Annotated in this window: 24 protein-coding genes; 12 read left to right on the top strand and 12 right to left on the bottom strand. The window is 71.0% G+C overall.

What is annotated here, in order from left to right:
* Window positions 1–7: 7 nt before the first annotated feature.
* The 4 genes from AC0699_RS07475 to AC0699_RS07460 all read right to left on the bottom strand — a co-directional run bounded on the left by AC0699_RS07475 (window position 8) and on the right by AC0699_RS07460 (window position 4,339).
* A complete protein-coding gene (locus tag AC0699_RS07475) occupies window positions 8–1,336 on the bottom strand; it encodes an STM4012 family radical SAM protein (protein ID WP_478656840.1) in 1,329 nt (442 codons plus the stop codon).
* On the bottom strand, window positions 1,333–2,157 hold the full coding sequence (locus AC0699_RS07470) for an STM4013/SEN3800 family hydrolase (RefSeq protein WP_478657207.1): 825 nt from the start codon (window positions 2,155–2,157) through the stop codon (window positions 1,333–1,335). Before AC0699_RS07470 ends, AC0699_RS07475 begins: the two co-directional genes overlap by 4 nt.
* Before the next feature lie 68 nt (window positions 2,158–2,225).
* Entirely contained in the window at window positions 2,226–3,383 is a 1,158-nt protein-coding gene (locus tag AC0699_RS07465) for an STM4014 family protein (RefSeq protein ID WP_478656837.1), read from the bottom strand.
* Window positions 3,380–4,339 carry an STM4015 family protein gene (locus AC0699_RS07460; RefSeq protein WP_478656834.1) on the bottom strand — a complete coding sequence of 320 codons (960 nt, stop codon included), beginning with the start codon at window positions 4,337–4,339 and terminating at the stop codon, window positions 3,380–3,382. The genes AC0699_RS07465 and AC0699_RS07460 overlap by 4 nt, the downstream gene beginning before the upstream one ends.
* Window positions 4,340–4,614: 275 nt before the next feature.
* On the opposite strand from AC0699_RS07460, the gene AC0699_RS07455 reads away from it, so the two are divergent.
* Window positions 4,615–4,941 carry a hypothetical protein gene (locus tag AC0699_RS07455; RefSeq protein ID WP_478656831.1) on the top strand — a complete coding sequence of 109 codons (327 nt, stop codon included), beginning with the start codon at window positions 4,615–4,617 and terminating at the stop codon, window positions 4,939–4,941.
* Window positions 4,942–5,040: 99 nt separating this feature from the next.
* Window positions 5,041–6,054: a DUF6745 domain-containing protein gene (locus AC0699_RS07450; RefSeq protein ID WP_478656828.1), complete on the top strand. Its 1,014-nt coding sequence runs from the start codon at window positions 5,041–5,043 to the stop codon at window positions 6,052–6,054.
* On the opposite strand, the gene AC0699_RS07445 is transcribed toward AC0699_RS07450, so the two are convergent.
* From AC0699_RS07445 to AC0699_RS07425, 5 genes are all read right to left on the bottom strand, one after another.
* Window positions 6,045–6,923 carry a carbohydrate kinase family protein gene (locus AC0699_RS07445; RefSeq protein ID WP_478657204.1) on the bottom strand — a complete coding sequence of 293 codons (879 nt, stop codon included), beginning with the start codon at window positions 6,921–6,923 and terminating at the stop codon, window positions 6,045–6,047. The two genes, AC0699_RS07450 and AC0699_RS07445, sit on opposite strands and share 10 nt — an antisense overlap.
* Before the next feature lie 230 nt (window positions 6,924–7,153).
* Window positions 7,154–7,774, bottom strand: a complete 621-nt coding sequence (locus AC0699_RS07440; protein ID WP_478656825.1) for a TetR/AcrR family transcriptional regulator — start codon at window positions 7,772–7,774, stop codon at window positions 7,154–7,156.
* Between the two features lie 73 nt (window positions 7,775–7,847).
* The gene (locus AC0699_RS07435) at window positions 7,848–9,071 is read right to left on the bottom strand and encodes an amidase (protein WP_478656822.1); all 1,224 of its coding nucleotides are present in this window, start codon (window positions 9,069–9,071) and stop codon (window positions 7,848–7,850) included.
* A 402-nt stretch (window positions 9,072–9,473) separates the two neighbouring features.
* Window positions 9,474–10,667, bottom strand: coding sequence for a glutamate dehydrogenase (locus tag AC0699_RS07430; protein ID WP_478656819.1), 1,194 nt, complete (start codon window positions 10,665–10,667; stop codon window positions 9,474–9,476).
* A gap of 280 nt (window positions 10,668–10,947) precedes the next feature.
* A complete protein-coding gene (locus AC0699_RS07425; RefSeq protein WP_478656816.1) occupies window positions 10,948–11,574 on the bottom strand; it encodes a carboxymuconolactone decarboxylase family protein in 627 nt (208 codons plus the stop codon).
* Window positions 11,575–11,813: 239 nt separating this feature from the next.
* On the opposite strand from AC0699_RS07425, the gene AC0699_RS07420 reads away from it, so the two are divergent.
* From AC0699_RS07420 to AC0699_RS07395, 6 genes are all read left to right on the top strand, one after another.
* Entirely contained in the window at window positions 11,814–13,073 is a 1,260-nt protein-coding gene (locus AC0699_RS07420) for an MBL fold metallo-hydrolase (RefSeq protein WP_478656813.1), read from the top strand.
* Between the two features lie 477 nt (window positions 13,074–13,550).
* Complete coding sequence (locus AC0699_RS07415; RefSeq protein ID WP_478656810.1) at window positions 13,551–15,530, top strand: sensor histidine kinase; 1,980 nt, start codon at window positions 13,551–13,553, stop codon at window positions 15,528–15,530.
* Window positions 15,531–15,537: 7 nt separating this feature from the next.
* The gene (locus tag AC0699_RS07410) at window positions 15,538–15,972 is read left to right on the top strand and encodes a roadblock/LC7 domain-containing protein (RefSeq protein ID WP_478656807.1); all 435 of its coding nucleotides are present in this window, start codon (window positions 15,538–15,540) and stop codon (window positions 15,970–15,972) included.
* A 2-nt stretch (window positions 15,973–15,974) separates the two neighbouring features.
* Window positions 15,975–16,346: a DUF742 domain-containing protein gene (locus AC0699_RS07405; protein WP_478656804.1), complete on the top strand. Its 372-nt coding sequence runs from the start codon at window positions 15,975–15,977 to the stop codon at window positions 16,344–16,346.
* A complete protein-coding gene (locus AC0699_RS07400) occupies window positions 16,324–16,959 on the top strand; it encodes a GTP-binding protein (protein ID WP_478656801.1) in 636 nt (211 codons plus the stop codon). The genes AC0699_RS07405 and AC0699_RS07400 overlap by 23 nt, the downstream gene beginning before the upstream one ends.
* Complete coding sequence (locus AC0699_RS07395) at window positions 16,956–17,531, top strand: GAF domain-containing protein (protein ID WP_478656798.1); 576 nt, start codon at window positions 16,956–16,958, stop codon at window positions 17,529–17,531. Before AC0699_RS07400 ends, AC0699_RS07395 begins: the two co-directional genes overlap by 4 nt.
* 91 nt (window positions 17,532–17,622) lie before the next feature.
* Here the strand turns inward: AC0699_RS07395 and AC0699_RS07390 are convergent, their stop codons facing one another.
* Complete coding sequence (locus AC0699_RS07390) at window positions 17,623–18,819, bottom strand: acyl-CoA dehydrogenase family protein (RefSeq protein ID WP_478656795.1); 1,197 nt, start codon at window positions 18,817–18,819, stop codon at window positions 17,623–17,625.
* 600 nt (window positions 18,820–19,419) lie between these two features.
* On the opposite strand from AC0699_RS07390, the gene AC0699_RS07385 reads away from it, so the two are divergent.
* Together AC0699_RS07385 and AC0699_RS07380 are read left to right on the top strand one after the other, a co-directional pair.
* The gene (locus tag AC0699_RS07385; RefSeq protein WP_478656793.1) at window positions 19,420–19,788 is read left to right on the top strand and encodes an MmcQ/YjbR family DNA-binding protein; all 369 of its coding nucleotides are present in this window, start codon (window positions 19,420–19,422) and stop codon (window positions 19,786–19,788) included.
* A 168-nt stretch (window positions 19,789–19,956) separates the two neighbouring features.
* Entirely contained in the window at window positions 19,957–20,940 is a 984-nt protein-coding gene (locus AC0699_RS07380; RefSeq protein WP_478656790.1) for a BtrH N-terminal domain-containing protein, read from the top strand.
* A gap of 47 nt (window positions 20,941–20,987) precedes the next feature.
* Here the strand turns inward: AC0699_RS07380 and AC0699_RS07375 are convergent, their stop codons facing one another.
* Together AC0699_RS07375 and AC0699_RS07370 are read right to left on the bottom strand one after the other, a co-directional pair.
* Entirely contained in the window at window positions 20,988–21,497 is a 510-nt protein-coding gene (locus tag AC0699_RS07375) for a DUF3995 domain-containing protein (RefSeq protein WP_478656787.1), read from the bottom strand.
* Window positions 21,494–21,844 (bottom strand): DUF6191 domain-containing protein, encoded by a 351-nt coding sequence (locus tag AC0699_RS07370; protein ID WP_478657202.1) that lies wholly within the window; start codon window positions 21,842–21,844, stop codon window positions 21,494–21,496. The genes AC0699_RS07375 and AC0699_RS07370 overlap by 4 nt, the downstream gene beginning before the upstream one ends.
* 677 nt (window positions 21,845–22,521) lie before the next feature.
* Here AC0699_RS07370 and tgmA point away from each other — a divergent pair.
* Window positions 22,522–22,713 carry a putative ATP-grasp-modified RiPP gene (gene tgmA / locus AC0699_RS07365; RefSeq protein WP_469766632.1) on the top strand — a complete coding sequence of 64 codons (192 nt, stop codon included), beginning with the start codon at window positions 22,522–22,524 and terminating at the stop codon, window positions 22,711–22,713.
* Between the two features lie 15 nt (window positions 22,714–22,728).
* Entirely contained in the window at window positions 22,729–23,667 is a 939-nt protein-coding gene (tgmB, locus tag AC0699_RS07360) for an ATP-grasp ribosomal peptide maturase (RefSeq protein ID WP_478656784.1), read from the top strand.
* The last annotated feature ends 17 nt before the right edge of the window (window positions 23,668–23,684 follow it).

Raw genomic sequence — 23,684 nt, 5'->3', positions numbered from 1 at the left:
CCGTGTCTCACTTCAGCTCGTACGCGGCCATCGCGGCCCGTACCGCGGGCGAGAACAGCTCCGGCCCGAGTGCGTCCGAGTACGCAAGCCCCTCCGCCGTCAGCCGCAGCAGCCCGCCGCTCTCCTCCAGCCAGCCGCGATCGGCGAAGGCCGCCAGCTCGGCGGGGAAGTCGTCGGCCGGCCCGCTGCCGAACCGCGACCGGTAGTCCGCCACTTCCATCCCCTGCGCCTGCAGCAGCGACTGGAGCAGATGACGGCGGCGTGCTTCCTCCCGGTCCACGCGGCGGCCGACCTGGGCACGGGTGAAGTCCTCCGCCCGGGTGTAGTCGTCGATGATCGTCCGTATCTCGCGCATGTCGACGGCGTAGTCGAACGAGTAGTGGAGCCCGGACGTGTACGAGCGGGCCCCGCAGCCGAGGCCGATCATGCCGTCGGTCTGGCAGGCGTAGTCGTCCGCGCCTCGCGGCAGCGCGTCCTGCTGGTCCGTGCGGCGGAACATCCGCATCGACACCTGCTCGTAGCCGTGGGCGAGAAGATGATCACGGCCCTGGCGGTAGAGCGAGAGACGCTGGTCGTCCCAGGCGGTGTCGGCGTCCGCGCCGAGGCGGCCGAGACCCGTCAGCGGCCGGACATAGAGGGGGTAGAGATACAACTCCTCGGGCCGCCAGACGAGCGCCGCGTCGAGCGAGCGACGCCAGGTCTGCGGGGTCTGCCCGTCGATGCCGTAGATCAGATCGATGTTGAGGACCGGGACCCCGGCGTCCCGGATCCGGGCGAGCGCGGCCTCGACATCGGCGCGCCGCTGCGGGCGGACGGCGGCCTTCGCCTCGTCGTCGACGAAACTCTGCACTCCGATGCTCAGCCGGGTCGCGCCGCGGGCGGCGAGTACGGCGAGCCGGTCGGCGGTCGCCGTGGCCGGTGACGTCTCCACCGAAAGCGGCACCGTGCGCAGATCGGTGCCCATCCGCTTCTCCGCGATGTCGCACAGCCGCTCCAGCTCCCCGGCTGTGAGGAACGTGGGCGTGCCGCCGCCGAAGGCCGCCGCCGCGAACCGGACCGGATCCGTGTCCCCGAGCGCGTCACGGACAGCCACCGCCTGCCGCTCCAGCGCGTCGAGGTAGCGGGTGGTCAGCTCGTCGGGAGCGCCGATCCGCGTGAACAGATTGCAGAAGCCGCAGCGGACCTCGCAGAACGGAACGTGGAGATAGAGGGACAGCGCGTCCTTGCGCTCACCGGCCCACAGCTCACGGAGCGGGGGCCGGTCGGCGAGCGGCCGGTACGCGGTCTTGTGCGGATAGGCGTAGACGTAGCTCTGGTACGGGCGGACGGCGTTCATCGGGTGCCCTCCGTGGAGCAGGGTTCCGGGAGGAAGAACTGCGCGTACGGAACGGTCCAGACGGCCTCGTGTCCCAGCCGGTGGCCGGTGTAGCCGTCGTCGCCGTACGCCGTGCCGTGGTCGGAGCAGACGATCGCGAAACAGCGGCGCCTGCTGCCGGCCGCCGCGAGCAGCCTGCCGATGTGCCGGTCGACGTACTCCAGCGCGGCGGCATGCGTCTCGCGCGAGTCCCCCGCCTCACGTGTCGCACCCGGCAGATGGAACCAGTTGGGCTGGTGCAGCGCGGACACATTGACGAACAGGAACAGCCGCTGATCATGCGGGAGCGCGGCGACGACCTGCTCGGCGCGGTCCACCTGCGCCTCGAAGGACGTGGGGGAGGCCACCCCGAACTCCGGCTCCCAGTGGCTCTCCTGGAAGAGCCCGGGCAGCACGGAGCCGAGCGCACCCTGCCGATTGAAGAAGCCGACCCCGCCGACGCACACCGTCCGGTACCCGGCAGCCGCGAGTCCGGAGACAAGGTCGGGGGTGTCGTACACGAAGGTGCCGTCGGCGGTCGTCTCACTGCCCGCGAATCGCGCGGCGAACAGCCGCGGATGCGGACCTGGCGCGGCCGGGGTCGGCAGGAACCCGGCGAAGATCGCCTGGTGCGAGGCGTAGGTGAAACTGCCCGGAGCATGACGCTTCTCCCAGACGCCACCGGGGAGATGGCGTGCCAGGTTCGGTATCCGGCCGGCCGCCGCGAGTTCCGAGGCGACATCGAAGCGCAGGGTGTCGAGCGTGATGAGCAGCAGATCGTCGGTGCCGACAACCTCCGACATGTCGAGCACGCAGGCTGCGTCGGTTGTGGCGGCCGTGTCGATCCTGTCGACTGCGTCGAACGAGTCGGTCATGCGGGGCTCGGTGCGAAGGGCTGCGTGCATGGTGGTTCCTTGTGGTGCGGGCGGATGGCGGCGGCGACCTGTGCCGCATAGGTGTCGAGCCCCTCGGCGCCGCTGCCCGGCAGCCCGGTGAGACCGGGCAGCAGATCGCCGAACGCGTTGACCTCGCCGACGGCGAAGCGCCGCCAGCCGGTGGCGGGAAGCAGATCCACGCCGACGCACAGCGTCCCCGGGAAGCGGGCGGCGGCCCGCTCGCACAGGCCCAGCACGTCGTCGCGCCAGCTTCGGCCGGCAGCGCGCACGGCCGCCATGGCCTCGGCCGGATCGCCTCGCAGCCCGCCGAGATGCAGATTGGTGAGCGGGGAGCGGCTGGTCCGTACGACGACATGGGTGGCCCGGCCCGCGACGACCACGACGCGCAGATCGGCGGCCCTGCCGTGCTGGAGGGCCTTGGGCAGCCAGCGCTCGATGTGCAGACCATCGGGCGCGAGTGCGTCCACGATCGCGGCGATCTCCGGCTCCCCGGTGTAGCGGCGCAGCCGGAGGGAGTTGAACAACCGCCCGTCCGCGGTCCGTTCGACCGACGTGGTCGCCCGGATCCGGCCCCCTCCGGCAGCCTCCACCGCGAGCACACCGGAGGCTGAGGAGCCATGGGCGAGCTTCACGAAAGCGCGGCGGTGACCCGGCTCGGCGAGTACCGCCCGGACATCGTCCCAGCCGCGCACGGCGGGAGCCGCTGCCCCCGAGGTGGATGACGGCGGCACCGCCACCCCGGCCAGCGCGAGCCGCTCATGGCACAGCCGCTTGTCGAACAGCACGGCGAGATCGTCCGCGTCGTCGAGCAGCGTCCCGCCCGCGTCCGCCACGCCCTGCGCCACCTCGCGTACGGCCTCGGTGAAGCGCGTGTACCAGAGGCCGGTGCCCTCGACCCGGGCCGGGTCCTCGGCTCCCCGCAGCAGCAGGTCCACGTCCCCGTTCTCACCCGGGGAGTCGATCCGTACGGTCTCGCCCGGCAGGAAGCGGGCACGGCCGTGCAGGACGTCCAGCCACGGCACTACGCGCGCGTCAGGCAGCCCCGCCGCGCGCACGGCACGCTGGAAGAACGCGACACGACGGTTCTCGGGGTTGCCGACGACGGCGAAGCGCTGCGGTGCAGCCGGTGTCACTCGGCCACCGCGGTGAACCGGCCGAGGTCCTCGTCGTCGTCCCAGGGCTCCTGTTGTTCGTCGAGGTCGACGGCCACTCCGGCCGGCTCCAGGGCCTGGCGTATGCGCTCGGCCATCGCATCGCTGAGGAAATGGTGGTGCAGGTCGAGCTTCTTGAGGTGGGTGAGCGGCTGGCCCTCGAGGAGCGCCGCCGCTCCTTGGTCGCCGAGCGTGCCCATCGACAGGTCCAGGGTGTCGAGGCGCGCGACGACCGGGGCACCTGCCAGTGCAGTGGCGATCTCGTCCTGTATCTCACTGTTGCGCAGCGAGAGATGCCTGAGCCGGGGCAGCCTGGTGCCGGCGAAGAACGGCTCCAGATCCGTGAGCTCGGCATCGCCGCCGTAGCCGGAGACGCCGAGCCAGAGGTCCAGGTGCTCCAGCGCGGGCAGCTCGCTCGCCCCGATGCCGCGCACCACCTCGACGGGCAGGCCACCGGTCTCCACCCGGAGCGTGCGCAGCTTCTCATGGCGCAGGGCGGGGAACGCGAGGCCCGAGCCGCCTTGGACGCCGAACTCCTCGAGCTCCGGGAATCCTTCGAGCAGAGGCGTCACATCGGTCTGGTTGATCCAGGATATCTCGCACTCCTCGGAGGTGATGTCCCCGAGGAACAGGGCGCGCAGTGCGGGCAGCCGCTCGCCGGCGCCGAGCAGGGCCGAGATGACCGGTCCGGGGTCCGAGTCGTACACATCGCTCCACGCGCCGACGATGATCGCCCGCACCTTCGTGGTGTCCACGGCGACGGTGAAGCGGGCGAACGCCGCTTCCCACTCCTCCTCGCTCTCGTACGCGTCGACGGCGATGCGCCAGGCGACGGAAGCCGGGTCGGGAAGCGCGTCGACCTTGGCGTCGGCGTCGGCGTCGGGGAAATCGAATGCAGGCAGGCCGTACAGGTCCTGCAGATAGCCCGAAGTGCTCATGACGGATGCTCCACTCACCGGACGGTGTTGATCGGCTGATGTGCGAGAAGTTCTACCAAGCCGCACTGACAACGCCTGCCTCGGGGCGGCCTTGGGGATGCCCTGTGCTGCGGCCCTTCACGGCGCTGCCGGTCACGGCCTGATTCCTGCCCGGGCGCCGGGCCGAACCCGGTGTCCCACCGCGGCGGCGCCGGCGACACCCCCACTGTCAGACCCTGCCTCTAACTTCGATGTCAGGTCCGGCGCACTCGGTGCCGGCCGTCGAGGGGAGAGCCATGTACCGGCAGGGAGACGTGCTGATCGTGCCCGTCGCGGAAGACGCCGTTCCGGCGCATGCCGAGGACGCGGCGGGTGAACCGAGGGACGGCCGCGGGCGACTCGTGCTGGCGCTCGGCGAAGTCACCGGCCACGCGCACGCCGTGACCGGGCCCGGCCGGCTCATCCGCGAAGCGGGGGCGTTCGGGCCGATGCTCCTCCATCTCCCCGACGGCGGCAGGGTGGTGCACGAGGAGCACGCGCCGATTCCGCTGCCCAAGGGCTGGTACCGGGTGGTGCGGCAGCGGGAGTACGTACCGGGCGCGGTGCGGATCGTCGCGGACTGAGAAAGCCGACGAACCCGGGACCGGCACCTGGCTGGAACGACCCCCGGGCACAGCAGGAGAACAGGGAACAGGCAACAGGAACAGGGGACGGGGCTTCAGATGCAGGACATGGGCAAGTGGCGGGCCGTGGCAGCGGCGACGGGTCCGGCGGGCCGGGCTGCGGCGGAGGAAGGGGTCCGGCTCGCCTACCGCACGGCTGGGCTCGTGGCGCCGGAGCGCTTCGTGTGGGCGGACTCGCCCAAGGCGGGGGTGGCGGCTGTGCGGGCGCTGGCGGACGCCGGTCGCTCGGTACGCGACGAGATCAGGACCGTCCCCTGGGCCGAGGAGCGCCGCCGGGTGCACGACGAACTCGGCCCGGCGGGCTGGACCGAACTGTGGGGAAGGACCGGCGCCCTGCTGTGGGACACCACGCGTGCCCTCGCCGAGCGGATACGCACGGGCGTCGCCGAGGCCCTCGCCGAGGAGGGACCGGAGACGGCGACCGATCGGTCCGCCATCCGGCTCGTGCTGCTCGATGCGGTGCTGGGCCAGCACGACGCGGCCTGGCTCGCCGCGTTCGACGGACGCGGCGACCGGCTCGAGGGCCTGGCCCAGGTGGCCGAACACGCGGGCTGGTGGTGGCCGTTCGAGAAGGCCGTGGTCATCTGCGAGCGCCCCGTCGAACTGCACCGCGACGAGGCGGGCCGGCTCGACCGCGGCGACGGTCCGGCGCTCGCGTTCCCCGACGGCTTCGCGCTGCACGCCTGGCGCGGAATGCCGGTCCCCGCCGAGTTCCTCGCCGGACTGACCTCGCTGACCCCGCAGCGCATACGCACCGAGGAGAACGCGGAACTGCGGCGCGTCATGCTCGAGTTCTACGGCTACGACCGCTACCTCTCCGAGTCGAAGGCCCGGCCCGTACACCGCGACGAGACCGGCGTGCTGTGGCGTATCGCTCTGGATGACGACGAGGACGTGACGATGGTGGAAGTGGTCAACTCCACGCCGGAGCCGGACGGTACCCACAAGACGTACTGGCTGCGGGTGCCACCCACCACCCGTACCGCGAAGGAGGGCGTCGCCTGGACCTTCGGACTCGACGCATCGGTGTACGAACCGCTTCGTCAGACCTGAGCCGCCGCCAGGTCCGCCGCACCGATCAGTGCCGAACTGCCCTGGCCCGTACAGGCGTATGCCCCGGCCACCGCGCCCAGCCGTGCGCAGTCCTCTATGCCGCGGCCGGCCAGCCGCCCGTGGAGGAAGCCGCAGACGTACGCGTCCCCCGCGCCGTTGGAGTCCACCACCGGCGTGGGCGGCACCGTCGCGGGAACCGGACGGGGCGTGCGTCCGCCGGCGCGGGTCATCAGATACGACCCGCCCGCCCCGGCCGTCGCGATGACCGCCTCCGCCCGCCCCTCCCGCAGGATCTCCCGCATCACCGACGCGATCCGCTCACCGGCACCCGCCGCGCTGAGGAAGACCACGTCCGAACGCAGGGCGAACTCCCTGTGGTAGTCCTCCACTCCGTCCCAGTCGTGAAGGTCGGTCGAGACGGGCACGCCGAGCTCGGCGATGTCGTCGTAGAGAAACCGGGCGAAGTTCGTGATCGACAGATGGACGTGCCGGGCCCGCCGCAGATGGGGCAGGTAGAAGCCGCGCGGCATGCGCAGATCGGCGGGGTCGCGGGCGTCGTAGAAGGACATTCTGCGGCCGGTCGGGTCGACGAGGTTCACCGCGCGCCGCGTACCGGAAGGGGAGATCAGGTGCTCGAAGTGCACGCCGCCCTCGGCGAGCCGCTCACGGACCTGCCGGCCCGGCCGGTCCTCACCTATGAAGTCCAGGAACGTGACACCGAGCCCGAGGGCCCGGCAGCCGAGGGCCACATTGCCGCCGCTGTGGCCTGCCGACTCCACGATCGGGGGGACTCCGACCGAGTCCGCGAGGGGGACGGGGAGCGAGCCGACGCGGACCACCGTGTCGACCCCGCTTCCGCCGACGACCAGCACGTCCAATGCGTCCCGCGGGCTTTGAGCGTCCTGAGCTTCCTGCGCGTCTTGCACGTCCTGAGCGAACGGTTCGTCCTGCGCGTTCTGAGCGAACGGTTCGTCCCGTGCGTCCTGAGTGAACCGTTCGTCCGGTGCGTTCTGTCCGTTCTCGGTATCGCGTGTGTCCTGGTCCGGCTGATCCGTCCGCTGCGCCGACACCGCTTCCCCTCCCATGCGCCTTCGGTGCGCTACGCACTCTGCCGTGTCAGCGCCTCGCGGTCGAGCCCCAGTTCACGGGCGAGCGCCTCGTCCGTCCACTCCAGCATGGCAGCACGGCTGAGGGATCCCCCGTACGACGTCATCTGCACGGCCAGCCCGTCCAGCAGAGCCGTCAGCCGCCAGGCCGACGACGCGGGATCCTCACAGTGGAACTCGCCCGCCGCCGCACCCTCCGCGATGACCGCGGTCAGCTGCGCCTTCCACTGCTGGTCGAGATCGCGGGCCACCTCGCGCAGAGCGGGTTCGCGCAGGGCAGCCGCCCAGCCCTCGATCCACAGTCGCCACCCTTTGGCCTGTCCCGTCGGTGCGTACCAGCGGACCGCGGTACGCAGCCGTCGCAGTGCGGAAGTCCGCCGCCCCAGGAGCTTGCGCAGATGCGCGAGATCGCCCTCGGCGGCATAGCTGAAAGCGGCCGCGACGAGCTTCTCCTTCGTCGAGAAGTGGTACAGCACCAGGGCGTTGCTCACCCCCAGGGCCGAGGCGACATCGGCGATCCGCAACGAGGCCACGCCCCGGGCCTGGATCTGCTCGACGGCGGCCCGCAGCAGTTCCTCCTGCCGCTCCGCCACACTCAACCGGACTCTCGCCACGCGGGTCACCCTACACACGGCCCCGTCGCGAGGGGCCCCGTACAGGATCTTGCCCGAGCCTGTCCGTCCTGGCCTATCGACTGCCCGGCCCCTGACCCTGCTCCTGCCCCCACCCCTGCCCCAGCTCCAGCCCCAGTTCGAGGAGTTGACGGTCGGCACTGTGCCCCGCGACCACCGCGAAGCCGACGGGGAGCCCGTTCACCGACATCCTGGGCAGCACCAGGCAGGGAAGGCCGGCGGTGCTGGCGAGACAGGTGAGGCGGAAGGCGGCGTCCCGGGTGGCGGCCTTCCGCTCCGGGGATTCGTCGATCCGCGGTGCCGGCCCGCCGGTGGCGGGCAGGAGCAGCACCGTGTCCTCGGGGAGGGCCGCTCGCAGCGCGCGGCCGGACCGGTGGATCACGAGTTCGGCGGCGGCCCGCCTCTCCGCCGTGACTGCGGACGCACGGGAGAAGCGCGCCTCCAGCCCCGGCCCGAGAGTGCCCGGGTGCGCGCTCACCCATGCGCCGTCGCACTCCCACACCTCCGCGGCCTGGGCGGTGGCGAAGGCCGCAGCCCTGGCCACCGGATCGCCTCCCAGCGACGGCACCTCCTCGATCCGCAGGGCGGCTCGTTCCGCGACCTCCGCCGCCACCCGCCCGAAGACTTCCCGCACCTCCTCGTCGGCGAGCCCGAGGAGATCCATGGCCACCAGGGCCGTACGGAACGGGCGTCGGGCTACGTCACCCCCGGCGGAGGGAAGGAGCACCTCGCCCAGCCGTGCCAGCGTCGCCGCGTCCCGGGCGAGCCAGGCGACGGTGTCGAACGAGGGCGCCAGCGGCAGCATCCCGGTGACGGGGACGGCGCCGTGGGTCGGCCGAAAGCCGTGCAGCCCGCAGTACGACGAGGGGACCCGGATGGATCCCGCGGTGTCGCTTCCGAGGCCGGCGTCGGCCTCACCGAGCGCGACCGCGGCGGCCGGGCCGCTGGAGGAGCCGCCCGGGACACGGCCGGGCGCCGCCGGGTTGGGCGGAGTGCCGTAGTGCACGTTCGTCCCGTTGAGGCTGTAGGCGAACTCGTCGGTCTGCGCGATCCCGGCCACATCGGCTCCCGCTGCCAGCAGCGCGCTCACGGCCCAGGAGTGTGCGGGCTGCGGTTCCGCCTCGGCCAGCCAGGCCGGATTCCCGGCGCCTGTCCGGTGCCCCGCGACGGCGTGCACGTCCTTCACCGCAAGCCGCAGGCCGTACAGGGGCCCGCTGCCGGAACCGGCCACCAGCGGCTCGCCGCGCACCCGCCACACCGACATGTCCTGCGTCCCCATAAGGCCTCCCTGCGCCGGGCATCGTCGGGCTCGGGGCATCGTCGCGCCGACGGCACCGTCGGGCTCCGGGCGGGCAACGATGCCTGACGATGCTCACATCGAAGCACTCCCCGGGCGTCGCAGGCGGCCGCACCACCCGGGTGGACGAAGGACGGACGTCCGTCGACCCCAGTCTGCGGACGTCCGTCGGACCGGTCTGCGGGCGGACGGCCTCAATCCCCTTCTGGTCCGGGCTCTCGGACGGCACGACGACGCAGCCGCCGCCGGATGAGGCAGGGCCTCCGGTGCCTCGCCGGCGCGGGCCGGTCGCGGACGCCGGCCGCACCGGCGTCCGCCGCGCCCGCACCGTACCGCCGCATCGCACGGCATCGCACGGCATCGCACTGCATCGCGCCGCATCGCTCAGCTGTACCAGCCGAAACGCTCAGCGATCACCGGCAGCCGGTCGGCCACGATCGCGTGCGCGGCGGCGCGCGGCGTCGTACCGTCCGCCTCGGCCCGCGCGAGCATCCGGCCGACCAGGTCGCGCATCGAGCGGCGGGTGTACGCGAACGCCTCGTCCGCATCCGCGCCGATGTCGCCGAAGAGGGTCCACCACCACCACGCGTTCGTTCCGGAGTTCACGACGACGTCCGGCAGTACGGTGACGCCGCGACCGGCGAGCAGCTCCTCGGCGTCCGGCAGGACCGGCATGTTGGCGGCCTCGACGATCCAGCGCGCCCTGACCAGCGCTTGGTTGGCGGAGTCGACGGCGTACGAGACGGCCGCGGGAACCAGCACCTCCGCGTCGGCGGACAGCCAAGCGTCGCCGGACAGCTCGGTGTCGCCCGGCCGCAGCGCCGCGCGGTCCACCGTCCCGTACGCGTCGCGCGCGGCGAGCAGGGCCTCCACGTCCAGGCCGTCCGGATTGGCGATCGTCCCCTTGATGTCGGCCACGGCGACGATCCTCAGCCCCGCCCGGGACAGGAAGCGCGCGGTCGCTCCGCCCATGGTGCCAAAGCCCTGCACGGAGACCCGGATCCCAGCGTGGCCGACGCCCGCCCTGTCGAGCGCCGCGAGCACCGACTCGGCGACCCCACAGCCGCCCACCAGCTCGTCGAGACCGATGCCGTCGACCTCGACGGCGAACGCGTCGGCCAGCCGCTGCCGCGCCGCCGCCTCGCCGTCGAGCAACGGATACACGGCCTGTACGGACGAGACGAGCCCGGCCTCCGCGACCGCCTTGTCGACGAGGTCCTGGGTGAGGCCGAGGTCCTCGCCGGTGGCCCAGACGCTCTCGATGTACGGGCGCATCGCCCGCAGGTAGCGGACGAGGATGCCGTACGCCTCCGGGTCCCGCGGATCGCAGTCGATGCCGCCCTTCGCCCCGCCGAGCGGAACGTAGCGGACCGTCGGATCGTCGGCGCGGTAGTGCAGCGCCTCCTTCATGGTCATGCCCCGCGCCAGCCCGGCCACCTCGTCGAGCGTGCAGCCCTCCCGCATCCGCAGCCCGCCGCTGGACACCCCGCGCACGAGGCGGTCGACGACGAGATGGCCCTGGCGGCCGGTGACATGGTCAGTCCAGGTCAGCGAGATCAGGGGGGCGGGGTGGGGCATCGTGTGGACTCCTCGGGGCCGGCGGTGCGCCCGCCGATCGCGTCGCCTCCGGACATGGCGACGAACTGAACAGTAGGTCAGTATCTGGAGGCGGTCACGCAGTGTCAACGCCGACGCCCGCGGAAGAGCACAGGCGCCCGCGGCGGAGTGCAGGCGCCCGCGGAAGGGCGCCGGCGCTCGCCCCGCGACGGGGCAGCCCCGGACCCACCAGCGACTTCGGGTCCGGGAGGCAATACGGCAGCGACTCAGCAGGTGCTCAGGAGGAGACCGCAACCGTGATTCAGCGGGAGGCGGACCGGTCCGCCTGGCTCGCAGCCTCCCGCTGGGGCAGCTCGCAGTGGTCCTTGAAGCCCTGGCTGGTGAGGCCGAGTGCGGCGTTCATCCGCGAGCGCAGGTTCTCCACCGCCACCATCGCGGTCAGCTCGACGTACGCCGCCTCGCCGAGTGCCGTGACCAGCCGCCCGGCCAGCTCGTCCGTGACCACCGGCGGATTCGCGGTCATCGCCTCCGCGTACTCCATCACGTCGCGCTCCAGCGGGGTGTAGGCGTCGCTGTCGCGCCATGCCGGCACCTCGCGCAGCTTGCGTACGTCCATGCCACGCTGCTGGTTCTCCCAGTGGCCGAAGTCCATGCACCAGCTGCAGCCGATCGAGGCGGCCGACGCCATCACGGCCAGCGCCTTGAGGTCGGCGTCCAGCTGGTTCCACTTTCCGACGGCCAGCTCGAAGCGGAGGTCGGCGCGCAGCACCTTCGGGTTGTGGCCCAGCGCCTTCGCCGGTTCCAGGACCTTTCCGTACGTCCGCTTCGAGTACCACTCCGTGGCGCGGTAGAAGAGCGTGCGGGGCGGGGTGAGGGAGATACGGGCCATGACGGGCTCCTCGGTCGTCGAGTCGTTGCGGTCTTGCACGCGTACGACGGACGGCAGGTCCCGGATGTGACATCCCCTGGGCGTTTTCCCGGATCCTCCTGCGCGTGTTCCCGGATCCCCGGGCGTTTCCCGGGATCTCCCGGGCGTTTCCCGGAATCCGCCGGCCACCCCCGGCATTTTTCTCCCGCTCCGTTCGTTGCGGATGCCGTGGGGTCACGCGCCCTCACGTTCCGACGCCCTGCCCATAATGGAACGACCCGAAGTTCACAGGAGGTGCCGTGACCGGCGCTGCTTCCCCGCATCCGCTGCGCTCCAGGCTGCGATCGCTGCGACCCGCCGCCTTCGGGGCCGATCCCGCAGGGGAGCGGATGGAGCGGATCCGCCGCTCGCCGAACTTCGCCGACGGGGTGTTCCAGAACCCGCTCGGGGCCAGGACCAGGCCATCGGGGTCCACCCTCGAATTCGCGAAGATCTACTTCCAGAAGGAGGCGCGCAGGCGCCGCGCCCCCGCCGCCCCCGTACCCCTCCACACCACCACGCTCAGCGACCTCGCCAAGCCCCCCGCCTCGGGGCTGCGTCTCACCTGGACGGGACATTCCAGCGTCCTCGCCGAGATCGACGGCCGACGGGTGCTGTTCGATCCGGTCTGGGGGCAGCGATGCTCTCCCTTCGCCTTCGTCGGGCCCAAGCGGCTGCACCCGGTGCCGCTGCCGCTCGCGTCGCTCGGCCCGGTCGATGTCGTGGTGATCTCCCACGACCACTACGACCACCTCGATCTGCCCACGATCCGCCAGCTGGCCGCCACGGACACCGTCTTCGTGGTGCCGCTCGGCGTCGGTGCCCATCTGGAGCGCTGGGGCGTTTCCGAAGGACGCCTGCGCGAGCTGGACTGGAACGAGTCGACGGAGCTGGGCGGCCTGCGGCTGACCGCCACTCCGGCCCGGCACTTCTGCGGCCGGGGCCTGCGCAATCAGCAGCACACGCTCTGGGCGTCCTGGGTCGTCGAAGGACCCTCGGGCCACCGGGTCTACCACAGCGGGGACACCGGATACTTCCCCGGCTTCAAGGAAATCGGCGCCGAGCACGGCCCGTTCGACGCGACCATGATCCAGATCGGCGCGTACAGCGAGTACTGGCCGGACATCCACATGACCCCGGCCGAGGGTATGAACGCGCATTTGGATCTTCAGGGCGGCCGGCCGTCCGGAGTGATGCTGCCGATCCACTGGGCCACGTTCAATCTTGCCATCCACCCCTGGGAGGAGCCGGGGGAGGGGACGATCACCGCGGCGGCCGAGGCGGGCCAGCGGATCGCGCTGCCGCGTCCCGGAGAGCCCTTCGAGCCCACGGCCGAACTGATCCCGGCCGCCCCGTGGTGGCGGGCCGTCGCCCATGCGCCCGTCGCCGGGGCTGCGGTGCCCGGTGCCGTCACCGAGGGGCTCGTGGCCCCGGCGGCAACCGGTGCCGCGGACGCCCCGGCCGCGGACAGCGGCACTCCGGCGGACAGTGGCACTCCGGAGGCCGCGCCGACCGCGTAGCGCCGGGCGCCGGGAGCGGCGCGGCCGCGTGCGCCTGCGCGGAGTGCAGCTCTGTGTACGCCCCACGCCAGGAGCGTGGTCAGCCGCGACGCTCTGCCGACGCATCGCGCCCGTGGTGGCCAGGGCCCGCTCCAGGACGGCGGCTCGTCCGGCCCGCCGAGTCGTGCCGGCAGCCGGACCATGAGTTCCCGGACGGACGTCAACGCACGTCTGGCGATCCGTGCGTGCTCGCTGAAGCAAAGGATCGTGACGTACCCGGGCACTCCCCCCGCCCGTCAAGGCAGCAATTTCGGCCTGCCGTGCGAGGCCTCATACCAGAGCGGGACGCTCGATGGGGAAGTTTGTCAACTGCCCACCGGACATGAACGGTTGACGACTACCGTGTGTGGTCGGTGATCAACGGTGGGCTCATCAAACCGTCGCGCCGCTGCACACCGATCGGTACACCGAATCCTGGGCCACGTACCAAGGACGCTGATGTCTCAACTTCGCGCACCCGCCGCGCGGCCGGACCGCCGCGAGGGCGGGCGGCACGGCCGGTCAGGGGCCCGCTCCCTCTCCACCGCGGGCCGGCCGCAGTCCACGCCGCCACCTTCCGAAGCCCGTATCCGCCCCCAACTGCTGCGCACCGCAGTGCTGCCCGCCGTCGTCGTGTCACTCAGCGGCGCCGCAGCGGTGCTCTTCACGATCCGTTCCGCCTCGGTGCGGCCCTCAGCCGCCCTGTGGGTCGCGCTTGCCGGCTCCGCTGCCCTCGCCGCCATCGCCGTGGTGGCGGCAGCACTGGGCGCCGATCGCGCCGCCAGATCCGTCCTCGACCGCTGCCACAGCCTGCGCCGTTCCAGCGCGCGCGGCCAGGCGGAGCTGCGTGCAGTCGTCGACGGTCTGCGGCGCGGAGAACGCCCGCCGGCCCGCGACAATCTGCCGGTCGCCGCCTCCGGCGGGGACGAGTTCGATCTGCTCGCCCAGGAGCTGGGCCGGTCCTACGACGCCGCCGTGGCCGCTGTGGTGCAGGCCTCCCGGCTCTCCAGCAGCGTCGGGAACGAACAGAAAGTCGAAGTCTTCGTCAATCTGGCCCGTCGGCTGCAGTCCCTCGTGCACCGCGAGATCCAGCTCCTCGACGAGCTGGAGAACGAGGTCGAGGACCCCGAGCTGCTCAAGGGGCTCTTCCACGTCGACCACCTCGCCACCCGCATCCGCAGGCACGCCGAGAACCTGGCGGTCCTCGGCGGCGCCATCTCCCGGCGGCAGTGGTCCAACCCGGTCACCCTGACCGAGGTCCTGCGCTCTTCGATCGCCGAGGTGGAGCAGTACCCCCGGGTCAAACTGGTGCCGCCCATCGACGGCACCCTGCGCGGGCACGCCGTCGCGGACGTCATCCACCTCCTCGCCGAACTGGTGGAGAACGCCACCCTGTTCTCCGCGCCGCACACGACGGTCCTGCTGCGCGCCCAGCACGTCACGGCGGGCCTTGCCGTTGAGGTCGAGGACCGGGGCCTGGGCATGCCCATCACCGAGCAGAACAGGATGAACGCCCTGCTCGCCGACCCCGACCAGGTCAATGTGGCGCATCTGCTGCAGGACGGCCGCATCGGACTCTTCGTGGTCTCCGCCCTCGCCCGCAGGCACGGCATCGCGGTCCGCCTCCAGTCCAACATCTACGGAGGCGTCCAGGCCGTACTCGTACTGCCGCAGGGGCTGCTCGGCGCCGAACCCGACGGCCTCGCCGGGACGGAACAGGCAACCGCCCAGCGGCACGCGGGCCATCCGCCGGTCGCGGCCGCCGCCGTGGCGGGCGGAGTTGCCGGCCGGGAGCGGGCCGCGGCACCCGTGGGCGCCCCGGCCCACGCCGCGGTCGACGCCGCTTCCGACACGGCGCACACCGGCACGCAGCGCACGCTCACGTATGCGACGAGCATGCCGGGTATCCCGCAACAGCAACAGCAGCAGCAGCAGCAACAGCAACAGCAACAGCAACAGCAACAGCCGTCGTCGGTGGACAGCAGTACCTCCGGGCCGCTCCCGGTGCGAGGCGAGCACCCCGAGCGCCCCAACCCGGCCGCCGCCCGCCCCGGCGCCGGCCACCCCCCGGCGCAAGCGGGCACTCCGCAGCCGGGCACTCGGCAGCCAGGAGTCTCACAGTCCGGAACTCCTCAGCACGGCATCCCGCAGGCGGGCGCCGAGGCCCATGTCGTACGAGGCACCATGGGCCGCCCCCAACTGCCCAAGCGGCGCGCCCAGGAGCACCTGGTGCCCCAACTTCGCAGCGATCCCGCGCCGCGTCGGCCCGAGGAGGAGGACGAGGCGCTGCACGACCCCGGTCTCATGGCGGCCTTCCAGCGGGGCATAGGCCTCGCCGAGTCCCAGCCCCCGAGTGCTCCCACAGCGACCGACGAAGCGCATCGAAACGAACCGCATCAACATGAACCGCATCAACTGAACGACACCCACAAGGAGTAGATGCACCATGGCGAGCGATGTGCCGACCGGCCATTCCTCGGATCTCGACTGGCTGCTGAGCGGCCTGGTCCAGCGGGTGCCGTACACCCGCAACGCGGTTCTGCTCTCCTCCGACGGCCTGGTGAGGTCCGTGCACGGCCTCGACGCCGACAGCGCCGACCACATGGCCGCCCTCGCCTCCGGCCTGTACTCGCTGGGCCGCAGCGCGGGCGCCCGGTTCGGGGACGGAGGAGAGGTCCGCCAGGTCGTGGTGGAACTCGACTCCACACTGCTCTTCGTCTCCACCGCCGGCTCCGGCACCTGTCTCGCCGTGCTGGCCGGGCGCGAGGCGGACGCAGCGGTCCTCGGCTACGAGATGGCGATGCTCGTCAAGAGCGTACGGCCGTACCTGGCCACCCCGGCCAGACGGCCCGCCGGGGCGCCGAGCGTCACGGGGCACTGACCGTGCCGGCCCCGAAGGACGGGCCCTGGATCGACGACGCGGCCGGCCGCCTCATCCGTCCGTACACGGTGAGCGGCGGCCGTACCCGTCCGACGGCCGCCCTCGACCTGCTCTCCTTGGTGATGGCCACCGGCGCGGTCCCGCACGGGCCGCTGGGGCCGGAGCACGCTCTGGCCCTCGGCCTGTGCGACGGACCGACCTCGGTGGCGGAGATCGCGGCGCACTTACGGCTGCCGGCGGTCGTCACCAAGGTGCTCCTGTCCGATCTCGTGGACTGTGGGGCGGTCACCGCCCGGGCGCCCCGTTTCCACGACACTCCCACCGACCGTTCCTTGCTGGAGGCAGTGCTCGATGGCCTACGACGACGGCTCTGAACACAGCCCTGCGACCCGCGACCCCTCCGACGTGTTCCCCACCGCGCTCAAGATCCTGGTCGCGGGCGGATTCGGGGTGGGCAAGACGACCCTCGTGGGCGCGGTCAGCGAGATCGAGCCACTGAGCACCGAAGAGCTGCTGACCACGGTCAGCGTCACGACCGACAGCCTGGAGGGTGTGGAGTCCAAGACCACCACCACGGTTGCCATGGACTTCGGGCGGATCACCCTCGACGACCGCCATGTGCTGTATCTCTTCGGAACCCCGGGTCAGGAGCGCTTCTGGTTCATGTGGGACGAGCTCTCCGAAGGAGCGCTCGGCGCGGTCGTCCTCGCCGACACACGCCGCCTGGAGGCCTCCTTCTCCGCCGTCGACTTCTTCGAGCGGCGCGGCATCGGATTCGTCGTCGCCGTCAACGAGTTCGACGACGCCTACCGCTACGAGCCCGAGGAGGTGCGGGCGGCGATCGGCCTCGAACCGGAGGTCCCCGTCGTCCTGTGCGACGCCCGTGTCGCCGGCTCCGGGATCCAGACCCTGGTCACCCTCGTCCATCATCTGCTCACCACCACCCCGGCACCGGCAGCGGCGCCGAGCTATGGAGCTCAGTCATGACGTACGACCCGACCGGCCATCTGCTGCTGACACCCGTCGACCGGGAGGCGCCCGTGCGGGTGCAGCGGCTGCGCCAGCTGGGGCTGGGCGACCGGCCCGACCCGGCCCTCGACGAATTCGCCCACAAGCTCGCGGAGGTCACCGGGGCGCCCTTCTCGATGGTCAACTTCATCGACGAGAACCGGCAGTTCTTCGCGGGGCTGCACACTCCGGCGGGTACGCACTCGGGCAGCGCCCTCGGCGCGGCGGCGGCCGCGGCGGGCGGGGACGTGGGCCGGTTCATGGCCCGCGACCACGGCTACTGCCCGCATGTCGTGGTGCGGCGGAAGGCGCTCGTCCTGGAGGACGTCTGCGACTACCCCCGGTTCGCCGGCAATCCGGTCGTCGACGAGATCGGCATCCGCTCCTACCTCGGGGCCCCGCTGATCGACCGTACGGGCATAGCCCTGGGCACGATCTGCGTGGTGGACACCGAGCCGCGGGCCTGGGGCCGGCCGGGGCTGGAGACCATCAAGTCGCTCGCGGCGGAACTGGTCGAGCAGATCCACCGCCGTGAGGACACCCGGCGCTGACGCGGGCCGGGCGTCCCCGGGGCATCATCGGCGCTCCCCGGGGACTTCATTGTCCCGGTCTCCGTACTGACCGGGTCGCCGTCCACCAGGGTCAGACGAACGCTTCCGACCGCGTGAGGTCCGCCAGACGCTCCGACCACTGTCCCTTCGGCGTGCCGAGAGCGACCTCGGCCAGCCGCAGCAGCTGGACGTCGGAGGTGCCGGCGGGAGCGAAGATGTGGTGCGCGTCGCGCAGATACCGCTCGATGGCACGGTCGGTGAACAGCCCGGCCGCCGCGTGGATCTCCATCGCGTTCCGCGCGGAGTCGAGGGCGGACTCGACATTGACCAGCTTCGCGTTCATCAGCTCGGCGTCGCAGGCCAGCCCCTGGTCCAGCAGATGCACCGCGTGGTACGCGGCGAGCCGCGCCGTCATCAGCCGGGACTGCAGCTGCCCCAGCTTCAGCTTGATGGACGGGAGTTCGTGCAGGGGCTTGCCGTAGCGGTGGCGCTCGACGCAGAACGCCGTGGTCTCCTCCAGGATCGCCTGATGGAGTCCGAGCGAGACGGCGGTGAGGTTGGCGCGACCGTAGAGCACGCTGGAGGAGTACGCCACGGCGAGCCCGTCGCCCTCCTCGCCGAGCCGGTTGGCCACGGGCACACGGCAGTTGTCGAAGAGCAGCTCGCCGAAGCCGAAGCCGTGCAGGCCCATCGTCGGCTTCTGCTCGCCGGTACGGCACCCGGGCCGGTCGGATTCGACGAGAAGCGCGGTGAGTCCACCGGAACCCGGTCCCGTCCGGACCACCACTCCGTGCAGATCGCCGACATGGCTGTTGCCGACGTACACCTTTTGGCCATTGATGATGTACTCGTCGCCGTGACGTACGGCGGTGGCGCTCATGCCCAGCACATGGCCGCCCGAATCGGCCTCGGTGACCGCGATCGTGGGCAGGCACTCGCCCGCCGCGATCGCCGGGAGCCAGGTCTTCTTCTGCTCCTCGCTCCCGAAGTGGACTATCTTGGCGGCGCCCAGCTGGGAAGCCTGCACCATGGCCCCCATCGCGCCGCTGACCCGGGAAAGTTCCTCGATGATGATGGTCTTGGCGAGGTGGCCGACACCCATTCCGCCGTGCGCCTTGCTGATGGTCGCTCCGAGCCAGCCCTGCCGGGCGATCAGCCGGGACAGATCGCGGTGGACCGTGCGGGCCGCCTCCATGGCGGGAACCCGCGGACGGACCTCACTTTCCGCGAAGTGCCGGACCCGGTCCCGGAGCTGATGATGCAGTCGACTGGCGAAGTACCCGTCCATCGCGGGAGCCCTCCTGTGCGATACGCCTGCTCGTCCTTGCGTTCGAGCAGGTGGTGCATCGGCGTGGTCTCGTCCCGTAACAGGCCGACCACTTCCTGGTGTTGATCGCTTACGGACGGTACAGTGCCGTGGCCAACTTTGGCTGAAATTCGTTTCATTGACGTTTGATTGGGGCTGCGTGCTGTGTGGTAGCGGCCCGTCCGGTCCTATTCGTAGGGCATTCCCACGGGGCTTCTTTCTGCCGCATGCCATCGGTAAAGGTTTCGTGGGCATATGGCACTGAGGGACAGGAGCCTTGTCCCAGAGGTGGGCAAACGGGTTCATGAGGCACGAGAGTCCGGTCGACAGTCCTGTTGCAGCGGTCTGTTGACCGCTCCCGTCCTGCCGGCGCACCGGGGTGCCCACCGGCGCACACGGTCACGCCCGCGCGTCGGCGTTCAGAATGCGCCGTTTCAGGCCCGCTGCTCCAGTACGTCGACGGCCAGCCGCCGCACCACCAACTCGTCCACCTCCACCCCGAGGCCGGGGGAGTCCGGTACATGCGCCAACCCATTCTCGCCGCGAGCGGCGATTGTCAGTGGTGCGCCGTAAGGTCGTCACATGGCCAACGCCGACGACGTACGCAGAATCGCGCTCTCGCTGCCCGGTGCGGTGGAGAAGCTCGCCTGGGGCATGCCCACGTTCAGGGCGGGGCAGGGCGGGAAGATCTTCGCCTCGCTCGACGACGACGATCAGGTGATCGGGGTCAAGTGTCCCAAGGAGGACCGTGACGAGCTGATCGCCTCCGAACCGGACAAGTTTTTCATACGCCGGGGTCACGACGACAACTACGCCTGGCTTCGGGTGCGGCTCGGCGCGCTGGAGGACGATGACGAGCTCCGCGCGATCCTGCTCGACTCCTGGCGTCAGGCCGCCCCGCGCAAACTGCTCGACGCGTACCCGGAGCTGGGCGAGGCGCCGACGAGCTGAGGCGCGCCACCGTACGGACACCGGGGTGGGGCGCGTGCCTGTGTACGGCTCGGAGGCGAAGCCGAAGGTGGCAGCTAGGGGCCTGTCCGGCGGATCATGCCTGGGACGCGCTGGTCTGGCACGCCCATCTTCAGTGTTGTCGTCAGCTGAGGGAGGAGAATGAGTGGCATGGCCATGGTGAAAGACATCGATGCCCGCGGCATGCAGCACTGCGAGACGACGGCGCTGGGCGTGCTTCTGCGGCATGAGGGACTCGACTTGTCCGAGCCCATGCTGTTCGGGCTCGGCTCCGGGCTGTCGTTCGTCTACTGGGACAGCAAAGCCATGGGCTTTCCCTTCCTGGGAGGCCGGGTCAAGCCGTTCGAGCTCACCAGGAACCTGGCCGCCGCCCTCGGGCTCGGGCTGCTGATCGGGGAGACCACCTCCCCGCGCAAGGCATGGCAGAACGTGGCGGCACCCATCGACGCCGGTCGGCCGGTCGGCCTGCAACTCGACAGCTACCACCTGGACTACTTCACCACCAAGGCGCACTTCGGCGGGCACGTCGTGGCCATGTACGGCTACGACGAACAGGACGCCTACCTGGTGGACACCGACCCGCAGGGCGGAGCCGTCTCCACCAGCCTCGCCGCCCTGGCCAGAGCCAGGGCCGAGCGCGGCCCCATGACCGCCAGGCACCGCTCCTTCACCATCGCAGCGCCCAGCAGCCCGACGCCACCGCAGGACCGGATCATCCCCGCGATCAAGACCTGCGCCGACGCCTTCCTGAACCCGCCCATCGCGAACCTGGGCCACCGGGGCATCGAGAAGACTGCCAAGCAAGTGCCGAAGTGGCTGCAGCGCAGCGACGATCCGCGGGAAGACCTGCCACGGACCGCCGTCCTCATGGAGAAGGCCGGCACCGGCGGCGCCCTGTTCCGCAATCTCTACCGGGACTTCCTCGCCGAGTGCGCCCAGCTGATCGACAGCAGCCACTTGCGCACCGGCTACACCCTGTACACCGAGGCCGCCACCCTCTGGACGCAGGTGGCCGCACTCGTCGCGACAGCAGGCGAATCCGGCGACGCGAAGCGCCTCATACAGGCCGGCTCCGTCCTCCACGAGCTCTCGCGCATCGAACGCGATGCGATGCAGGCACTCAGCCAGCTGTAGGGCCTGTCCGGCCGGTCATGCGCGGAGCGTGGAGTGCTTTCGGCAAATCAGCGTCTGGACGGGGGTGGCGGTTCTGCGTCGGTATGCCTGCGGAACCGAAGGGCGGCGAGGCCGAAGGCCAGTCCTCCGGCGATGAACCAGGGGTTCCAGAGTGCCAGCGTCCAGGCCCGCTGCCCCACGCTCACGGAGGTGTCCAGGTGCGTTGTGTCGGTCAGCAGCAACACCTCGATACCGACGCCACGGGCCAGTAGGAGGGCACTGACGCCCCATCCCAGCCACCTTGCCAGCAGAGCGGGAACGCCTCGGAGCCTGGACCGGGCAAGCAGCCATGCCAGCAGGGCGCCGAGGAGGCAGAGTGCACCCATACCCCACAAACCGGCTACGACGAACCACAACGGGCGCTCGGTGGCCAGCGGACCGGCGGAGATGCTCAGCCCCACATCACCGCCGACGGCCCAGTAGAAGTGCAACCCGGCGAACGCGGCCGCCCACAAGCATGCGATACGCCCCCACAGCGTGGACGGTTCTGCGCCCGTTCCCTCCGGTTGGCGTCTCACCGCCGGCCCTCACGCGCATCGCGCCTGTCAGCGCACGGGCCGTCCGCTTCCCGTGGCAACACGATGAACGCGGTGCCCTTGGCCAGGTCGACGCTGGAGCGAGGCGGTGCACCGTCGCTCTCGTCGTCCCGCTGCAGCAGCTCCACCCGCCGCTGCTCCAGCTCTACCGCCTTGTTTCCGTTCACGACCGCCGTGAATTCATCGAAGGCCGTGTTCGACAACGACCGCCCCGTGCGCCTGCGTAGCCACGGGATCAAGCCCAGCCCCGTGAACCATCGCCACGCGCTCTCCACCAGGGCGAACAAGACCAGGAGACACGCGAACGCCGGGAACGACATCAGCCACATCGTCACAGAGGGTCCCTCATCGTCCTCAGCACAGTTGACTGCCGGGAAACGGCAGAAGGGGCGGCGTCGTCCTCATCGGACGTGCGGACCGGGAGAACTCGGGGCCCCGGGCATGGGTCCGCGCATGGACCGCTCGCGCAGATCTCGCGGGCAATGCGTTCTGCCCGGAGCGGCACGGGCCGGTCGGTCCCCTCGACCGCGGTCGTTGGACTCGTCTCGCTGATTGCCATGGGATCACTGTTCTGGATCCGCACCGCGCAGGGATCGGGCCGGCGGATGATCCGCTTCCCCCATGCGGCGGAGGCGCCGCCATGGAGATCCACCGCATGGCTGAGTGCCGTGGGGCCGCGGAGTCCGGGGGGCCGGCTCGGTGAGGGGCGCCCTGTGTGCACTCCATGTGTCCGGACGGCGGCGTTCCGATGCGCCCCGACCGGCCTCTGATCCGCCGGAAGGTGCTGGTCGCGCTCCCGTCGGCGCCGAAACCGAATGAGTCAACGCCGCATTCTGTGACGCGACTTGGGAACCCCACCCGATTCCTCGCCCGTCTATTCGATGGGGTCGGGTCCGCTGTGATGACATTCACGCCCACCTCAGCCGAAAGTGACGGAACGTAATGAGTGCCCTACAACATCGGCACGTACTGTTACGTGTGCCCCGACAGTCGACGAAGGAGACTCATGCGACCGTTCGTACTCAACTACGTACTTCCGGCCGAGAGTCCAGCGGTCATCGTGTCCTACACGTACGACTCCGCTCTCCAGCTGAATGTGCTGCCGGACGGGCGGCCTGCCATCGACGACCGCGAGCTGATCCTGGCCGCCGGTACGACGACGTCCACCGCCGGTTCCAAGACGCACTTCGACGACTGACGGCCCGGCGTACTGATGACTGTGCTGATCCTGACGTCCCGGGAGGACGTCACGGCGGACATGGTGGTCGCCAAGCTGCACGACCGCGGTGTCCCCCTGGTGCGCCTCGATCCCGCCGACCTTCCCGGTGAAGCCGCGCTGTCGGCCGAGTACGTCCGCGGTGACTTCTACGGCCATCTGTCGACGGACGGGCGCCTGGTGAGCATGGGAGCCCTGCGCTCCATATGGGTGCGCAGACCCGGCGATCCGGCGGCGCACGCTCCCGAGCCCTCGGAGTGGCTGACCGCCGAGACCGAGCAGGCCCTGTACGGAATGCTGTACTCCGCCACCGTGCGCTGGATGAACCACCCCTGCGTCTCCGCGCAGGCCCGCTGCAAGCCGTGGCAGTTGGGTCTGGCGCACCGCAGTGGTTTCGCCGTACCGCCCACGGTCATCACCACATTCCCGCGCGTGGCCCGTCAGTTCGCGGCGCAGTACCGGGACATCGTGGTGAAGGCCGCCTCGGGCCCGCCGTCCGGCGATCCGCCGGTCGCTCTGCCCACCACCCGGATCGGCCCCGACACCGACTTCGCCGGAGTGGCGGCCGCACCCACGCTTCTTCAGCAGTACATCCCCAAGCAGGCCGACATCCGGCTGACCGCGGTCGGCGGGCGGTTGTTCGCCGCCCGGAAGACGTCCGCGTCCGGGCAGGTGGACGGGCGCTACGGCGATTCCGGCCACCCCTGGGCGGCTGCGGACGTCCCGGAGCGCATCGCCCGGGCCGTTCGGGACTACGTGAGCCTCGCCGGACTCGCCTACGCCGCTTTCGACTTCGCCGAGGACGAGGAGGGCGTCTGGTGGTTCCTGGAGTGCAACCAGGGAGGCCAGTTCGGCTTCATCGAACTGGAGACCGGTCAGCCCATCGCGGAAGCGGTCGCTTCCTGGCTGGCCCCGCCGGCGCGGGAGCAGACGTGAGGCGGGGCCGGAGCGTC

The organism is Streptomyces sp. NPDC043870, from assembly GCF_056435785.1.
The sequence above is the reverse complement of the archived record's forward strand: the minus strand, read 5'-3'. Positions and strand labels throughout refer to the sequence as shown.

Excerpts from the sequence above, each read along its gene's own strand:
- AC0699_RS07475 (WP_478656840.1), bottom strand. The coding sequence starts at position 1,336 with ATGAACGCCGTCCGCCCGTACCAGAGCTACGTCTACGCCTATCCGCAC.
- AC0699_RS07470 (WP_478657207.1), bottom strand. The coding sequence starts at position 2,157 with ATGTCGGAGGTTGTCGGCACCGACGATCTGCTGCTCATCACGCTCGAC.
- AC0699_RS07460 (WP_478656834.1), bottom strand. The coding sequence starts at position 4,339 with ATGAGCACTTCGGGCTATCTGCAGGACCTGTACGGCCTGCCTGCATTC.
- AC0699_RS07455 (WP_478656831.1), top strand. The coding sequence starts at position 4,615 with ATGTACCGGCAGGGAGACGTGCTGATCGTGCCCGTCGCGGAAGACGCC.
- AC0699_RS07450 (WP_478656828.1), top strand. The coding sequence starts at position 5,041 with ATGCAGGACATGGGCAAGTGGCGGGCCGTGGCAGCGGCGACGGGTCCG.
- AC0699_RS07435 (WP_478656822.1), bottom strand. The coding sequence starts at position 9,071 with ATGGGGACGCAGGACATGTCGGTGTGGCGGGTGCGCGGCGAGCCGCTG.
- AC0699_RS07430 (WP_478656819.1), bottom strand. The coding sequence starts at position 10,667 with ATGCCCCACCCCGCCCCCCTGATCTCGCTGACCTGGACTGACCATGTC.
- AC0699_RS07415 (WP_478656810.1), top strand. The coding sequence starts at position 13,551 with ATGTCTCAACTTCGCGCACCCGCCGCGCGGCCGGACCGCCGCGAGGGC.
- AC0699_RS07410 (WP_478656807.1), top strand. The coding sequence starts at position 15,538 with ATGGCGAGCGATGTGCCGACCGGCCATTCCTCGGATCTCGACTGGCTG.
- AC0699_RS07400 (WP_478656801.1), top strand. The coding sequence starts at position 16,324 with ATGGCCTACGACGACGGCTCTGAACACAGCCCTGCGACCCGCGACCCC.
- AC0699_RS07395 (WP_478656798.1), top strand. The coding sequence starts at position 16,956 with ATGACGTACGACCCGACCGGCCATCTGCTGCTGACACCCGTCGACCGG.
- AC0699_RS07390 (WP_478656795.1), bottom strand. The coding sequence starts at position 18,819 with ATGGACGGGTACTTCGCCAGTCGACTGCATCATCAGCTCCGGGACCGG.
- AC0699_RS07385 (WP_478656793.1), top strand. The coding sequence starts at position 19,420 with ATGGCCAACGCCGACGACGTACGCAGAATCGCGCTCTCGCTGCCCGGT.
- AC0699_RS07380 (WP_478656790.1), top strand. The coding sequence starts at position 19,957 with ATGGCCATGGTGAAAGACATCGATGCCCGCGGCATGCAGCACTGCGAG.
- AC0699_RS07370 (WP_478657202.1), bottom strand. The coding sequence starts at position 21,844 with ATGTGGCTGATGTCGTTCCCGGCGTTCGCGTGTCTCCTGGTCTTGTTC.
- tgmA (WP_469766632.1), top strand. The coding sequence starts at position 22,522 with ATGCGACCGTTCGTACTCAACTACGTACTTCCGGCCGAGAGTCCAGCG.
- tgmB (WP_478656784.1), top strand. The coding sequence starts at position 22,729 with ATGACTGTGCTGATCCTGACGTCCCGGGAGGACGTCACGGCGGACATG.